The 13,779-nt window shown below is 70.0% G+C and carries 11 protein-coding genes; all 11 read left to right on the top strand.

Going from position 1 to position 13,779, the window contains the following annotated elements; all coding sequences use genetic code 11:
* Positions 1–20 precede the first annotated feature (20 nt).
* The 11 genes from uvrC (at position 21) to BG418_RS14690 (ending at position 13,742) form a co-directional block, all read left to right on the top strand.
* On the top strand, positions 21–2,072 hold the full coding sequence (gene uvrC, locus BG418_RS14640; protein ID WP_188274261.1) for an excinuclease ABC subunit UvrC: 2,052 nt from the start codon (positions 21–23) through the stop codon (positions 2,070–2,072).
* The gene (gene rapZ / locus BG418_RS14645) at positions 2,069–3,010 is read left to right on the top strand and encodes an RNase adapter RapZ (protein WP_188274262.1); all 942 of its coding nucleotides are present in this window, start codon (positions 2,069–2,071) and stop codon (positions 3,008–3,010) included. The genes uvrC and rapZ overlap by 4 nt, the downstream gene beginning before the upstream one ends.
* Positions 3,007–4,029, top strand: coding sequence for a uridine diphosphate-N-acetylglucosamine-binding protein YvcK (gene yvcK, locus BG418_RS14650; protein WP_188274263.1), 1,023 nt, complete (start codon positions 3,007–3,009; stop codon positions 4,027–4,029). Before rapZ ends, yvcK begins: the two co-directional genes overlap by 4 nt.
* Complete coding sequence (whiA, locus tag BG418_RS14655; protein ID WP_188274264.1) at positions 4,020–5,009, top strand: DNA-binding protein WhiA; 990 nt, start codon at positions 4,020–4,022, stop codon at positions 5,007–5,009. The genes yvcK and whiA overlap by 10 nt, the downstream gene beginning before the upstream one ends.
* A gap of 224 nt (positions 5,010–5,233) precedes the next feature.
* A complete protein-coding gene (locus BG418_RS14660; protein ID WP_188274265.1) occupies positions 5,234–8,182 on the top strand; it encodes a M14 family metallopeptidase in 2,949 nt (982 codons plus the stop codon).
* 258 nt (positions 8,183–8,440) lie between these two features.
* Positions 8,441–9,448 (top strand): type I glyceraldehyde-3-phosphate dehydrogenase, encoded by a 1,008-nt coding sequence (gap, locus tag BG418_RS14665; protein ID WP_188274266.1) that lies wholly within the window; start codon positions 8,441–8,443, stop codon positions 9,446–9,448.
* A gap of 117 nt (positions 9,449–9,565) precedes the next feature.
* The gene (locus tag BG418_RS14670; protein ID WP_188274267.1) at positions 9,566–10,777 is read left to right on the top strand and encodes a phosphoglycerate kinase; all 1,212 of its coding nucleotides are present in this window, start codon (positions 9,566–9,568) and stop codon (positions 10,775–10,777) included.
* Positions 10,778–10,782: 5 nt separating this feature from the next.
* The gene (gene tpiA, locus BG418_RS14675) at positions 10,783–11,559 is read left to right on the top strand and encodes a triose-phosphate isomerase (RefSeq protein ID WP_188274268.1); all 777 of its coding nucleotides are present in this window, start codon (positions 10,783–10,785) and stop codon (positions 11,557–11,559) included.
* Between the two features lie 109 nt (positions 11,560–11,668).
* The gene (gene secG / locus BG418_RS14680) at positions 11,669–11,905 is read left to right on the top strand and encodes a preprotein translocase subunit SecG (RefSeq protein ID WP_188274269.1); all 237 of its coding nucleotides are present in this window, start codon (positions 11,669–11,671) and stop codon (positions 11,903–11,905) included.
* 110 nt (positions 11,906–12,015) lie between these two features.
* Entirely contained in the window at positions 12,016–12,351 is a 336-nt protein-coding gene (locus BG418_RS14685; RefSeq protein ID WP_003976875.1) for an RNA polymerase-binding protein RbpA, read from the top strand.
* Positions 12,352–12,518: 167 nt separating this feature from the next.
* Complete coding sequence (locus BG418_RS14690; RefSeq protein ID WP_188274270.1) at positions 12,519–13,742, top strand: MFS transporter; 1,224 nt, start codon at positions 12,519–12,521, stop codon at positions 13,740–13,742.
* The last annotated feature ends 37 nt before the right edge of the window (positions 13,743–13,779 follow it).

A 13,779-nucleotide genomic window follows, 5' to 3' on the forward strand; every position in this document is an offset into this window, starting at 1 on the left:
CCGCCAGTAGGGTGGTGGGCATGGCAGACCCCTCCAGCTACCGCCCCAAGCCGGGACAGATCCCCGACTCGCCGGGGGTCTACAAATTCCGGGACGAGCACCGCCGGGTGATCTACGTCGGCAAGGCCAAGTCCCTGCGCCAGCGGCTGGCGAACTACTTCCAGCCGCTCACCAGCCTGCACCCGCGCACGGCCACGATGGTGACCACGGCCGCCTCCGTGGAGTGGACGGTCGTCTCCACCGAGGTCGAGGCGCTTCAGCTCGAATACTCGTGGATCAAGGAGTTCGACCCCCGGTTCAACGTCAAGTACCGCGACGACAAGAGCTATCCGTACCTCGCGGTCACCCTCAACGAGGAGTACCCGAGGGTCCAGGTCATGCGCGGCGCCAAGAAGAAGGGCGTGCGCTACTTCGGGCCGTACGGACACGCGTGGGCGATCCGCGAGACCGTCGACCTGATGCTCCGCGTCTTTCCCGTACGGACCTGCTCCGCCGGGGTGTTCAAGCGTTCCGCCCAGATAGGCCGCCCCTGTCTGCTCGGCTACATCGGCAAGTGCGCCGCCCCGTGCGTCGGCCGGGTCACCCCCGAGGAACACCGCGAACTCGCCGAGGACTTCTGCGACTTCATGGCCGGGCGCACCGGCACGTACATCCGCCGCCTGGAGAAGGAGATGGCGGCGGCGGCCGAGGAGATGGAGTACGAGCGGGCCGCGCGGCTGCGCGACGACATCGGGGCGCTGCGCCGCGCCCTGGAGAAGAACGCGGTGGTGTTCACCGACGCCACCGACGCGGACCTGATCGCGGTCGCCGAGGACGAGCTGGAGGCGGCCGTGCAGATCTTCCATGTGCGCGGCGGACGTGTACGGGGCCAGCGCGGCTGGGTCACCGACAAGGTCGAGGCCGTCGACACGGCGGGCCTGGTCGAGCACGCGCTCCAGCAGCTGTACGGGGAGGAGACCGGCGACTCCGTACCGAAGGAGGTGCTTGTCCCGGCGCTGCCCGAGGACCCCGAGTCGGTCGGCGCCTGGCTGGCCGAGCGGCGCGGGTCGCAGGTCTCGCTGCGCGTTCCGCAGCGCGGCGACAAGAAGGACCTGATGGCGACGGTCGCGCGCAACGCCCAGCAGGCGCTCGCCCTGCACAAGACCAAGCGCGCCTCCGACCTGACCACCCGCTCGCGCGCCCTGGAGGAGATCGCCGGGGCCCTGGAGCTGGACAGCGCGCCACTGCGGATCGAGTGCTTCGACATCTCGCACCTCCAGGGCGAGGACGTGGTGGCGTCCATGGTCGTCTTCGAGGACGGCCTGGCCAGGAAGAGCGAGTACCGGCGCTTCCAGATCAAGGGCTTCGAGGGCCAGGACGACGTCCGGTCCATGCACGAGGTGATCACCCGCCGCTTCAAGCGGTATCTGGCCGAGAGCGCCCGGCTGGGGGAGTGGGCGGACGGTGAGGGCGACACCGAGGGCGCCCCGGGCGGACCGGCCCCTTCCGGTGAGGTTCCGGCCCCTGGTGAGGCTCCCGTGGAGACGGGGCCCCGGACCGAGGACGGGCGGCCGAAACGGTTCGCGTATCCGCCGCAGCTCGTCGTGGTCGACGGTGGACAGCCGCAGGTCGCGGCCGCCAAGCGGGCCCTGGACGAGCTGGGCATGGACGATGTGGCCGTGTGCGGTCTGGCCAAGCGTCTGGAGGAGGTCTGGCTGCCCGGTGACGACGACCCGGTCGTGCTGCCCCGCTCCAGCGAGGGGCTGTATCTGCTCCAGCGCGTGCGTGACGAGGCTCACCGGTTCGCCATCACCTATCAGCGGGCCAAGCGGACGAAGCGGTTCAAGGCCAGCCCGCTGGACGCGGTGCCGGGCCTGGGCGAGTCCCGGAAACAGGCGCTGGTCAAGCATTTCGGCTCGGTGAAGAAGCTCCGGTCGGCGACAATCGAGCAGATCTGTGAAGTTCCCGGGATAGGCCGCAAGACGGCCGAGACCGTGGCCGCGGCCCTGGCGCAGGTAGCCCCGGCCGCACCCGCCGTGAACACGGCGACAGGAGAGATCATTGAAGAGGACGACGGGGGATCCGCGAAATGACTGAGCACGACCGAACAGACGAAGAAGCTGGAGCAGCACACGTGAGTACGGGCACGACGAACGACGCCGCCGAACCGGCCATCCCCGAGCTGGTGATCATCTCCGGGATGTCCGGCGCCGGGCGCAGCACCGCCGCCAAGTGCCTGGAGGACCTCGGCTGGTTCGTCGTCGACAACCTGCCGCCCGCGCTGATCCCCACCATGGTGGAGCTCGGCGCCCGGTCCCAGGGCAATGTGGCCCGTATCGCCGTCGTCGTCGACGTGCGCGGCCGCCGTTTCTTCGACAACCTCCGCGAGTCGCTGGCCGACCTGGACTCCAAGCAGGTCACCCGGCGGATCGTCTTCCTGGAGTCGTCCGACGACGCGCTGGTGCGCCGCTTCGAGTCGGTCCGCCGGCCGCACCCGCTCCAGGGCGACGGCCGGATCGTCGACGGCATCGCCGCCGAGCGCGATCTGCTGCGCGAGCTGCGCGGCGACGCCGACCTGGTGATCGACACCTCCAGCCTCAACGTCCACGAGCTGCGCGCCAAGATGGACGCCCAGTTCGCCGGGGACGAGGAGCCGGAGCTGCGCGCCACGGTGATGTCGTTCGGCTACAAGTACGGCCTGCCGGTCGACGCCGACCTGGTCGTGGACTGCCGCTTCCTGCCGAACCCGCACTGGGTGCCGGAGCTGCGCCCGTACACGGGTCTCAACGAGGAGGTGTCGGGCTATGTCTTCAACCAGCCGGGCGCCAAGGAGTTCCTCAACCAGTACAGCGAGCTGCTCCAGCTGATCGCGACGGGCTACCGCCGCGAGGGCAAGCGGTACGTGACGATCGCCGTGGGCTGCACCGGCGGCAAGCACCGTTCGGTCGCCATGTCGGAGAAGCTCGCCGCCCGCCTCGCCTCCGAGGGGATCGAGACCGTCGTCGTCCACCGGGACATGGGGCGCGAGTGAAGGTGTACCGACGGCGCACGAGCGGACCGGTGCTGCGCACCGGCCGCAAGCGTGGCGCCCAGCCCAAGGTCGTCGCGCTCGGCGGCGGCATGGGTCTTTCCGCGTCGCTCGCGGCGCTGCGCCGGATCACCGGCGACCTGACCGCCGTCGTCACCGTGGCCGACGACGGCGGTTCCAGCGGCCGGCTCCGGGAGGAGCTGGGCGTGCTGCCCCCGGGCGATCTGCGCAAGGCGCTGGCGGCGCTCTGCGGCGACGACGACTGGGGGCAGACCTGGGCCCGGGTCATCCAGCACCGCTTCCAGTCCAAGGGCGATCTGCACGAGCACGCGGTCGGCAATCTGCTGATCGTGGCCCTCTGGGAGCAGCTGGGCGACCATGTCCAGGCGCTCGACCTGGTCGGCAAGCTGCTCGGCGCGCACGGCCGGGTGCTGCCGATGTCCGCCGTCCCGCTGGAGCTGGAGGCGCTGGTCAAGGGCCACGACCCGGCCCGGCCGACCGACGTGGACACCGTGCGTGGCCAGGCCACGGTGGCGCTCACCCCGGGCGAGGTGCAGTCCGTGCACCTCGTCCCGCACGACCCGCCCGCGGTCCCGGAGGCGGTGGAGGCCGTCCTGGACGCGGACTGGGTGGTGCTGGGTCCCGGCTCCTGGTTCTCCTCGGTGATCCCGCACCTGCTGGTCCCCGATCTGCTCGACGCGCTCACCGTGACCAAGGCCCGCAAGGTCCTCTCGCTGAACCTGGCACCCCAGCCCGGTGAAACCGATGGCTTCTCTCCGCAGCGTCATTTGGAGGTTTTGGGACGACACGCCCCTAAACTCGCCCTGGACGTGGTGCTGGCCGACGAGGCCGCCGTGCCCGACCGCGAGTCCCTCGCCGACGCAGCCAAGCAGCTCGGTGCCGTGGTCGAGCTGGCGGCGGTCGCCGCCCTCGACGGGTCCCCGAAGCACGACCGGGAGCTGTTGGCCGCCGCGTACGACCGTATTTTTCGGATGCATGGAAGGATCGGCCCATGGCGATGACGGCAGCGGTGAAGGATGAGATCTCCCGGCTCCCCGTCACCCGGACCTGCTGCAGAAAGGCGGAGGTCTCGTCGATCCTGCGGTTCGCGGGCGGCCTCCACCTGGTCAGCGGTCGCATCGTGATCGAGGCGGAGCTGGACACCGCGATGGCGGCGCGCCGGCTCAAGCGGGACATCCTGGAGATCTTCGGGCACAGCTCCGAGCTGATCGTGATGGCTCCGGGCGGGCTGCGCCGCGGTTCGCGCTTCGTCGTACGGGTGGTGGCGGGCGGCGACCAGCTGGCGCGCCAGACCGGTCTGGTGGACGGCCGCGGCCGACCCATCCGGGGGCTGCCGCCGCAGGTGGTCTCGGGGGCCACCTGTGACGCCGAGGCGGCCTGGCGCGGGGCCTTCCTCGCCCACGGCTCGCTCACCGAGCCGGGCCGCTCGTCCTCCCTTGAGGTGACCTGCCCGGGCCCCGAGGCCGCGCTCGCCCTGGTCGGCGCGGCCCGCCGGCTCCAGATCGCCGCCAAGGCCCGCGAGGTGCGCGGCGTGGACCGCGTGGTCGTCCGCGACGGCGACGCGATCGGCGCCCTGCTGACCCGGCTCGGCGCGCACGAGTCGGTGCTGGCCTGGGAGGAGCGGCGGATGCGCCGCGAGGTCCGGGCCACCGCCAACCGGCTGGCCAACTTCGACGACGCCAATCTGCGCCGCTCGGCGCGGGCCGCCGTCGCCGCCGGGGCCCGGGTGCAGCGCGCCCTGGAGATCCTGGCCGACGAGGTGCCGGAGCACTTGGCGGCCGCCGGGCGGCTGCGCATGGAGCACAAGCAGGCCTCCCTGGAGGAGCTGGGCGCGCTCGCCGACCCGCCGCTGACCAAGGACGCGGTCGCGGGCCGGATCCGCCGGCTGCTCGCGATGGCGGACAAGCGGGCCCAGGACCTCGGCATCCCCGGTACCGAGTCCAACCTCACCGAGGAGATGGCGGACGGCCTGGTCGGCTGAAGGGGCGGCCCGGTCGGCTGATCGGGCGATCTTCCCGCCCCGGCGCGCGTCGCCGCCCGCCGATGACCCCCGCGTACGCCTAGGGTCCAACTCGCCGTGAACGGCGCCCACTTGTGTGGGCGCCGGTTCCGGTTCCGCACCCTTCGCGACGTATTGACATGATCATGAAGTGTCATGAGCCTGGCGTCTGTCACTTTCGTGGCACACAACAGCAAGGGGGGCCAATGAGACGCAGAGCGAGAGCGATCCTCGCCGCGGCTTCACTGCTCACGGCCGGTCTGGCGGCGGCACCCGCCGCCCAGGCGGGTTCGAGTGGCAGTGGCGGCGAAGGACTCTCCGTCTGGCACGCCAACGTCAACCAGTCGCAACTGCCGCTGTTGCTCAAACAGGGCGCGGACGGCCAGGAGCTGACCGCGCAGGTACCCGCCAAGGGATCCGCCACCGTCGAGCTGTACCTCACCAAGCAGCAGGCTGGCGCGCTCAAGAAGCAGGGCGTCGACATCACCGAGCACACCCTGTCGGCCGCGACCGAGAAGCGCGTGAAGGCCCAGGGCGACGGGGTCTTCCGCCCCTACAGCGGGGACAACGGCCTGGAGAAGGAGATCGTCAACACCGGGATCGCCCACCCGGACCTCACCAAGGTCGAGTCGATCGGCAAGACGGTCCGGGGCCAGGACATCCTCGCCCTCAAGCTCACCAAGGGCGCGAACAAGGCGAAGGACGGCTCCAAGCCCTCCGTGCTGTACCTGTCCAACCAGCACGCCCGTGAGTGGATCACCCCGGAGATGACCCGGCGGCTGATGCACTACTACCTCGACAACTACGGCAAGGACCCCCGGGTCACCAAGATCGTGAACTCCACCGAGCTGTGGTTCGTGATCTCCGCCAACCCGGACGGCTACGACTACACCTTCACCGGCACCCAGCAGCGGCTGTGGCGCAAGAACCTGCGCGACAACAACGGCGACGGGAAGATCACCGTCGGCGACGGCGTCGACCCCAACCGTAACTTCCCGTACAAATGGGGCTACGACAACGAGGGTTCGTCCCCCGACCCCGCCGACGAGACCTACCGCGGCCCGTCCCCGGCCTCCGAGCCGGAGACGAGGGCGATGGACTCGTTCGAGAAGCGGATCGGCTTCACCTACGCGATCAACTACCACTCGGCGGCCGAACTGCTGCTGTACGGCGTGGGCTGGCAGGTCGCCACCCCGACCCCGGACGACGTCCTGTACAAGGCGCTCGCCGGTACGCCCGACAAGCCCGCGATCCCCGGCTACCGCTCCCAGCTCTCCTCCGAGCTGTACACGACCAACGGCGAGGCCGACGGCCACGCGGCCAACGTCAACGGCATCCACATGTTCACGCCGGAGATGTCGACCTGCCAGACCGCCTCGGCGATCGACCCCAACGACCAGTGGAAGCCCGGCGACTGCCAGTCGGTCTTCAACTTCCCGGACAGCGAGAAGCTGATCCAGCAGGAGTTCACCAAGAACCTCCCGTTCGCGCTGGCCGTCGCGGACACCGCGCGCACCCCCGACCAGCCGGTCTCCCCGGTCGGCATCGAGGCGCCCGACTTCACCCCGGACACCTTCACCACCTCGTACGCCCGTGGTGAGGACCAGGAAGTCGCCGTCACCGCGCGCAAGTCGGTGCGGGACAAGACCCTCAACTACCGCATCGACGGCGGCCGTACGCAGACCGAGGACCTCTCGCCCTGGAAGGGCGGCGACGTCTACGGCGGCGACGACAACATCTCCTTCGACCAGTACCGGGCCACGATCGAGGGCGCGGACGTCGGCTCCAAGGTCGAGGTCTGGTACACCGGCCGCACCCGGGCCGGCAAGCCCACCTCCAGCACACCGTTCACGTACACGGTCGCCGACCGGCCCAAGGGCGACACCCTGGTGATCGCCGAGGAGGGCGGCACCGCGCCCGCGAAGCACGTCGCCGAGTACACCAAGGCGCTCGCCGACAACGGCCGCAAGTCCGCGGTCTGGGACGTGGCGACCCAGGGCACCCCGAGCGCGCTCGGCGTGCTCAGCCACTTCAGGACGGCCGTCTGGTACACCGGCGCCGACCGGCCCACCGCCGCGGTCACCATGGCCGTGCGCGACTTCCTCAACGAGGGCGGCAAGCTCGTCAACGCCGGTGAGAAGGCCGGCGGCAGCGTCGACCTCGGCGGGGCCGACTCCAACGACTTCGCCCAGTACTACCTCGGCGCCTACAGCCGCGTCGGCCTCAAGTCCCCGCCCGCCTTCCAGGGCGCCGGCGCGCTCGCGGGCGCGAAGGCCACGCTCGGCGACGCGGCGGACAACCCGCTGAACCTGGCCGGGGCGTACACGATCACCTCGGACACCCTCAAGCCCGACCAGTTCCCGCAGTTCAAGAGCGCGGCCGCGGGCAGCTACCCGGGGATCCGCACCCCGTTCGAGCCGGCCGCGGGCGACTGGTTCGCGGCGGCCAAGCACCAGGACAACGCCTATATGCGACTGTCCCGGACCGTCGACCTGAGCGGCACGGCGGCGGCCGCGAAGCCGAGCCTGCAGTTCCAGCTCAGCTATGACACCGAGCCCGGCTTCGACAACGTGATCGTCGAGGCGCACACGGTCGGGCAGGAGGACTGGACGACCCTGCCGGACACCAACGGCGGTACCAGCCAGACGGTGCCCACCCAGTGCGAGCAGGGCTACTACGTCCAGGCCCACCCGTTCCTCGCGCACTACCTGACCGTCGGCGGCAGTGCCTGCAAGGCGACCGGCACCTCGGGCGCCTGGAACCGGTTCACCGGCTCCTCCAACGGCTGGCAGCCGGTGAACGTCGACCTCGGTGCCTACGCGGGCAAGCAGGTCGAGCTCTCGATCTCGTACGTGTCGGACCCGGGCACCGGCGGCGTCGGCGCGTTCGTCGACGACACCAAGCTCGTCATCGGCGGCGCAGCCCAGGGCGCCGAGGGCTTCGAGACGTCGCTCGGCGCGTGGCGCGTGCCCGGACCGCCGGCGGGCAGTCCCGGCAACGTCGGCGACTGGGCCCGCTCCCAGGCGCTGTTCCACTCCCAGGCGGCCGTCACCACCCACGACACCGTGCTGCTCGGCTTCGGCCTGGAGCACATCCCGTCGGCCGTCGACCGCAAGAACGTGATCGCCAAGGCGCTCGGCGCACTGCGGGACTGATCCCGTCCGTGTCAAGCCCCACCGACCGACCAATCACCACCGGTCACGCTCGGTAGTGGGGACGAAAGTCCCCCCGATGGCCCGTACCCGTTGGTAGGTACGGGCCGTCGGTCATATACGGGTGACCGCCCCGCTGGGCCGAATGCGCTCGATGTCACTCCACGGCTCGGGGAGAGGTAGGGTCGTAAGCGGTCGGGGACATCCCAAATTGAAACTCGCCGGCGTGCGAAACCCGGCGTACCACGAGGAGATCGGTTCGTGACGATCCGCGTAGGCATCAACGGCTTCGGCCGCATCGGGCGCAACTACTTCCGCGCGCTGCTGGAGCAGGGTGCTGACATCGAGATCGTGGCTGTCAACGACCTCGGTGACACCGCGACCACTGCACACCTGCTGAAGTACGACACCATCCTGGGTCGTCTCAAGGCCGAGGTGACCCACACCGCCGACACCATCACGGTCGACGGCCACACCATCAAGGTGCTCTCCGAGCGCAACCCGGCGGACATCCCCTGGGGTCAGCTGGGCGTCGACATCGTCATCGAGTCGACCGGCATCTTCACCAAGAAGGCCGACGCCGCCAAGCACATCGCGGGTGGTGCGAAGAAGGTCCTCATCTCGGCTCCGGCCAAGGACGAGGACATCACCATCGTGATGGGCGTCAACCAGGACAAGTACGACGCGGCCAACCACCACGTCATCTCCAACGCCTCCTGCACCACCAACTGTGTGGCGCCGATGGCCAAGGTTCTCGACGAGAACTTCGGCATCGTCAAGGGCCTGATGACGACGGTCCACGCGTACACGAACGACCAGCGCATCCTGGACTTCCCGCACTCGGACCTGCGTCGCGCCCGCGCCGCCGCCGAGAACATCATCCCGACCACGACCGGTGCCGCCAAGGCCACCGCCCTGGTCCTGCCGAAGCTCAAGGGCAAGCTCGACGGCATCGCGATGCGCGTCCCGGTCCCGACCGGCTCGGCCACCGACCTGGTCGTGGAGCTGGAGCGCGAGGTCACCAAGGACGAGGTCAACGCCGCGTTCAAGAAGGCCGCCGACGGCGATCTGCGGGGCATCGTGGCGTACACGGAGGACCCGATCGTGTCCTCCGACATCGTCGGCGACCCGGCGTCCTGCACCTTCGACTCCTCCCTGACCATGGTCCAGGAAGGCAAGTCGGTCAAGATCCTCGGTTGGTACGACAACGAGTGGGGCTACTCGAACCGCCTCGTCGACCTGACCGTCTTCGTCGGCGGCCAGCTCTAAGTCTGATAAGTCTCAGGGCAGGCATCTCGATGTGAGCACAGGGCTCGGGCAGCGCAACGATGCGCCGCACGAGCCCTGTGGCTTGCCTCGTCCTTCTCCAAGGAGTCGCAGAAACATATGAAGACGATCGACGAACTTCTCGCCGAAGGCGTCTCGGGCAAGCGGGTCTTCGTCCGCGCCGACCTGAACGTGCCGCTGGCGGGCAGCGACATCACCGACGACGGCCGTATCCGCGCCGTCCTGCCGACCGTCGCGAAGCTCGCCGAGGCCGGCGCGCGCGTGGTCGTCGCCTCGCACCTGGGCCGCCCCAAGGGCGCGCCGGACCCGGCCTTCTCGCTCGCCCCGGCCGCCGCACGCCTGGGCGAACTGCTGGGCGCGGACGTCGCGTTCGCCATCGACACCGTCGGCGCCTCCGCCAAGGAGACCGTCGCCGCTCTCGCCGACGGCCAGGTCGCGGTGATCGAGAACCTGCGCTTCAACGCGGGCGAGACCAGCAAGGACGACGCCGAGCGCGGCGCCTTCGCCGATCAGCTCGCCGAGCTCGCCGACCTCTACGTGGGCGACGGCTTCGGCGCGGTGCACCGCAAGCACGCCTCGGTCTTCGACCTGCCCGCGCGCCTGCCGCACGCGGCCGGCTTCCTCATCGCCACCGAGGTCGGCGTCCTGAAGAAGCTCTCGGACGACGTCAAGCGCCCGTACGTGGTCGTCCTCGGCGGCGCCAAGGTCTCCGACAAGCTGGCCGTGATCGACCAGCTGCTCGGCAAGGCCGACCGCATCCTGATCGGTGGCGGCATGGCGTACACCTTCCTCAAGGCCAAGGGCCACGAGGTCGGTATCTCGCTGCTCCAGGAGGACCAGATCCCGGTCGTCACGGAGTACATGGAGCGCGCCGAGAAGACCGGCGTCGAGCTGGTCCTGCCGGTCGACATCCTGGCCTCGGCCGACTTCCCGGACCTGAAGACCAAGGCCCCGGCCGACTTCGTCACCGTCGACGCGGACAAGATCCCCGCCGACAAGGAGGGTCTGGACATCGGTCCGAAGACCCGTGAGCTGTACGCGTCGAAGATCGCCGACGCCGAGACCGTCTTCTGGAACGGTCCGGTCGGTGTCTTCGAGCACCCCGACTACGCGGGCGGCACCTCGGCGATCGCCCGGGCGCTGCTCAACTGCGACGGCTTCACCGTCGTGGGCGGCGGCGACTCGGCCGCCGCCGTGCGCACGCTCGGCTTCGACGAGAACGCCTTCGGTCACATCTCGACCGGCGGCGGCGCGAGCCTCGAATATCTTGAGGGCAAGACGCTTCCCGGCCTTGCCGCACTGGAGGACTGAACACCGTGACCACGCGTACCCCGCTGATGGCCGGCAACTGGAAGATGAACCTCAACCACCTTGAGGCCATCGCGCACGTCCAGAAGCTCGCCTTCGCCCTCGCCGACAAGGACTACGACGCCGTCGAGGTCGCGGTCCTGCCGCCCTTCGTGGACCTGCGGTCGGTGCAGACCCTGGTCGACGGCGACAAGCTCAAGATCAAGTACGGCGCCCAGGACATCTCGGCGCAGGACTCCGGTGCGTACACCGGTGAGATCTCGGGCCCGATGCTGGCCAAGCTGAAGTGCACCTATGTGGCCGTCGGCCACTCCGAGCGCCGTCAGTACCACGCCGAGAGCGACGAGCTCTGCAACGCCAAGGTGAAGGCCGCGTTCAGGCACGGCCTGACCCCGATCCTCTGCGTCGGCGAGGGCCTGGACATCCGCAAGGCCGGTGACCAGGTCTCCTACACGCTGAACCAGCTGGACGGCGGCCTCAAGGACGTCCCGGCCGAGCAGGCCGAGTCCATCGTCATCGCGTACGAGCCCGTCTGGGCCATCGGTACGGGCGAGGTCGCGACCCCCGAGGACGCCCAGGAGGTGTGCGGCGCGATCCGAGGCCGCCTCGCCGAGCTGTACTCCCCGGAGCTGGCCGAAAAGGTCCGTATCCAGTACGGCGGCTCGGTCAAGGCCTCTAACGTGGCCGCGATCATGGCGCAGCCGGACGTCGACGGCGCCCTGGTGGGCGGTGCCGCGCTGGACGCCGACGAGTTCGTCAAGATCGTCCGCTTCCGCGACCAGTGAGTATGCGGTAGCGCGGATCCGTCGTACCCTTGCGGGGGTCGGGCTCGGGATTATGGAATACGTCCCCCCGGCCCCCGTCGACATTCAGTCCTAGGAAGTTGGTCCAGCCGTGATTGTCGGGTTCTCGATTGCCCTGATCGTCTTCAGCCTGCTGCTGATGCTGCTGGTGCTGATGCACAAGGGAAAGGGCGGCGGCCTCTCCGACATGTTCGGTGGCGGAATGCAGTCGTCCGTCGGCGGTTCCTCGGTCGCCGAGCGCAACCTGGACCGGATCACCGTCGTGGTCGGTCTGTTGTGGTTCGCGAGCATTGTCGTACTTGGTCTGCTGATGAAGCTCGACAAGTAACGGACGTCTTCCGCGTTCACGGGTGGGGTGTAACTACAATCGCTGGACGCGCGTTGGGCCTTACGTAGACTGGGGCATCTTCGAGCACCATCACGCAGGGAGTTACGACCGTGGCAAGTGGCAACGCGATCCGGGGAAGCCGGGTCGGAGCGGGGCCGATGGGGGAGGCCGAGCGCGGCGAGTCCGCGCCGCGTCTCCGCATCTCCTTCTGGTGCTCGAACGGGCACGAGACGCAGCCGAGCTTCGCCAGTGACGCACAGGTTCCGGAGACGTGGGACTGCCCGCGCTGCGGCTTCCCGGCCGGGCAGGACCGGGACAACCCGCCGGACCCGCCGCGCACCGAGCCGTACAAGACCCACCTCGCGTACGTGCGGGAGCGGCGCAGCGACGCGGACGGCGAGGCGATCCTCGCGGAGGCGCTCGCCAAGCTCCGCGGCGAGATCTGACAACGAAGGGCCCGGCAGACGAACTCGGTTCGCCTGCCGGGCCCTTCGGTCGATCCGGCACGTCCGCTGTCCGGTGCGCGCCGTCCGCCCGCCCTCTCCACCGTCTTCGAGGGGCGTTGTCAGTGGCTCCCCCTACCGTGTGAATCAGTCGTTCACCAGGGGGAGTTGTGGCAGCAGTCGAGGCGGTCGAGCGTGCGGTGGCCCAGGTGCCCGCCTGGCGTGGTGGGTTCGGGCGGCTGTGGATCGCCGCCGTGGTCTCGCGGTTCGGGGACTCGCTGCGCGGTGCCGCGCTGCCCCTGCTCGCGGCGTCGCTGACCAGCGATCCGATGCTGATCGCGCTGGTGACGGCGTGCGGTTTTCTGCCCTGGCTGCTGTTCGGGCTGCTCGGCGGCGCGGTCGCGGACCGGGTGGACCAGCGCCGGGCCATGTGGGCGGTCGACCTGGTGCGGGGCGCGCTGGTGGCGGCCTTCGCGGTGGCCGTCGCGCTCGGGCACGCCTCGATAGCACTGCTCATCGCGCTCGCCTTCGCACTCACCTCGCTGCAGACGCTCTTCGACAACGCGGCCACCGCCCTGCTGCCCGCGCTCGTGCCGCAGCCCGCGCTCGGCCGGGCCAACGCCCGCCTGATGACCGGCCAGCAGATAGCCGGCGGCTTCCTCGCCGCCCCGCTGGTGCCGCTGCTGCTCGCGGCGGGCGCCGGTGTGCCGTACGCGGCGGACGCGGCCAGCTATGTGCTCGCGGCGGCCCTGGTGGCCTCGCTGCGGGCGGCGGCTCCCGACCGGCCCGCCCGCGCACCCGGCTCCACCCTGCGCGGCGAGATAGCCGAGGGGCTGCGCACCCTGTGGGCCGACCGGGCCCTGCGCGCCCTCTGCGTCGCCACCACCCTCTGCAACATCGGCATGGGCGCGCTCATCGCCACCCTCGTCCTGCACATCACCGGCTGGCTGCACTCAGGACACGGCGGCTACGCGGCGGCGATCACGGCGTACGGGGCGGGCAGCGTGGTGGGCGGCCTGCTCACCCAGCGCCTCGCGAGGCGCCTTGGCCGGATGCGGAGCGTGCTGCTGGCCGGCGCGGTCCAGACGGGGTGCCTGGCGGCCATGGGGTCGGTGCGCGAACTGTGGGTATCGATCGCCGCCATGGCGGTGTTCGGTCTGATGGGAATGGTGTGGAACGTCAACCAGGTGACGCTGATGCAGGAGCGCAGTCCCGAGGCGATGCTGGGACGGACCAGCGCGGCGTTCCGCACGCTCGCCGTCGCGGGGGCGCCGCTGGGTGCCGTCATGGGCGGCACGGCGGCCTCCTCCTGGGGGCTCAACACACCGGCCCTGCTGGCGTCCGGCTTGTTCCTGGCCGCGGTGGGCGCTCTGATTCCTGCCCTTACGTCCTGATCAATTAGGTTGGTCGAGCAGCGGGGCAGGCACGCGA

The organism is Streptomyces sp. CBMA152, assembly GCF_014596475.1.
GTDB lineage: Bacteria > Actinomycetota > Actinomycetes > Streptomycetales > Streptomycetaceae > Streptomyces.

Bases quoted from the DNA above. Each gene is read 5' to 3' on its own strand.
- BG418_RS14660 (WP_188274265.1), top strand. From the start codon at position 5,234: ATGAGACGCAGAGCGAGAGCGATCCTCGCCGCGGCTTCACTGCTCACG.
- uvrC (WP_188274261.1), top strand. From the start codon at position 21: ATGGCAGACCCCTCCAGCTACCGCCCCAAGCCGGGACAGATCCCCGAC.
- BG418_RS14670 (WP_188274267.1), top strand. From the start codon at position 9,566: ATGAAGACGATCGACGAACTTCTCGCCGAAGGCGTCTCGGGCAAGCGG.
- rapZ (WP_188274262.1), top strand. From the start codon at position 2,069: ATGACTGAGCACGACCGAACAGACGAAGAAGCTGGAGCAGCACACGTG.
- whiA (WP_188274264.1), top strand. From the start codon at position 4,020: ATGGCGATGACGGCAGCGGTGAAGGATGAGATCTCCCGGCTCCCCGTC.